Source organism: Burkholderia sp. Tr-20355 (assembly GCF_017104685.1).
In the GTDB taxonomy this organism is placed as follows: Bacteria; Pseudomonadota; Gammaproteobacteria; order Burkholderiales; family Burkholderiaceae; genus Burkholderia; species Burkholderia seminalis.
The window spans coordinates 1-1,284 of record NZ_JAAGPK010000372.1 but is presented as its reverse complement, the minus strand read 5'-3'; the positions used below and the strand labels follow the sequence as shown (position 1 = coordinate 1,284).

2 protein-coding genes are annotated in these 1,284 nt (G+C 71.7%); both read left to right on the top strand.

Annotation, left to right across the window (positions count from 1 at the left end; translation table 11 throughout):
* Positions 1-790, top strand: a 790-nt coding sequence (locus tag G3N62_RS35450; protein ID WP_206141548.1) for a TolC family protein, incomplete at its 5' end; no start/stop codon positions are given.
* Positions 790-1,284 (top strand): biotin/lipoyl-binding protein (locus G3N62_RS35445; protein WP_206141547.1); only part of this gene is annotated, 495 nt, incomplete at its 3' end. The genes G3N62_RS35450 and G3N62_RS35445, both read left to right, overlap by 1 nt.

Below are 1,284 nucleotides of genomic sequence, written 5' to 3'. Positions count from 1 at the left end.
CTCTCTCGGCGGCGTGTTCGCGCTGACGCCCGCGTCGCTGTTCTCGCGCGATTCGCTCGCGGGCTCCGTCGGCCCGGCGATCTCGCTGCCGATCTTCGATCGCGGCCGGCTGAAGGCGAAGCTTGGCGCGGACGTCGCGCAGGCCGACGTCGCGATCGGGCTGTACAACAAGACCGTCGACGACGCGCTCGGGCAGGTCGCGCAGCTCGTCACGTCGTTGCAGACGTCGCAGACGCTCGTCGCGCAGCAACAGGACGCGGTCGCGGCCGCGCAGAAGATCGTGCAGATCGCGGCTGACCGCCACCGGCGCGGCGTGCTGATGCAGAAGGACGTCGATGTCGCGGATCTCACGCTGATCGACGAGCGCACGCAGATGATCGCGTTGCTCGGCCGGCAGCGGGCGTTGCGCGTCGGTCTGATCGGCGCGCTCGGCGGCGGGTTCGATGCGGGCGCAACGGTGGCGCAGGCGCCGGCCGTGCATCGGGCGCGCGGCGGGGCGGCCAGGCGCGGGGCGCAGGCTCCGGTGGCGTCTAGTGCGGCGAACCGCGCCGCGGCGGGCGCACCGTCGAGCGATGCGCGTATGGGGAGCGCGTCCCTGTCACCGGCCGCTACCGTCGCAAGTGTCGCGGCCGTGCCTGCAACCGCACCCGTGCGGCGTGACGACGCGGCGTTGCGCGGCACGCCGGTTCTGGCGCGCACGGCAGCGACGAACGCGGCGCCGGCCCCGTCGGTTACCCAGCCGATCCCCTTGTTCCAGCACGATCGACTGATCGTCACGCAAAGCGACTGATGCACCACGACAACCTTCATACCGCCGCGCCGCCGGCCGCACCGACCGATCCGGCACTCGATGCGCGCCGCGCGACGCGCCGCAAGCGCTTCACGGTGTTCTTCGCGATCGTGCTGCTGGCCGCGATCGCGTGGATCGCTTACTGGCTGTTGAGCGACCGCTACTACGAAGACACCGACGACGCATACGTCGCGGGCAGCATCGTGCAGGTTGCCGCGCAGATCCCGGGCGCGGTGACCGACGTGCTGGTGGCCGATACGCAGGCCGTGCGCGCCGGGCAGACGCTCGTGAAGCTCGACGACACCGAGGCGTCCGTCGCGTTCGCGCAGGCGAAGGCGCAGCTCGCGCAGGCCGTGCGGCAGGTGGCGAACGCGAGGATTTCGAACACGATGTACGTCGAGGCCGTGAATGCACGGCGCGCCGATCTGTCGCTCGCGCAGCGCGCGCTTGCCGCCCGCTCGGGCGCGTCGGTCGAGATCGTCGCGCCCGAGGAA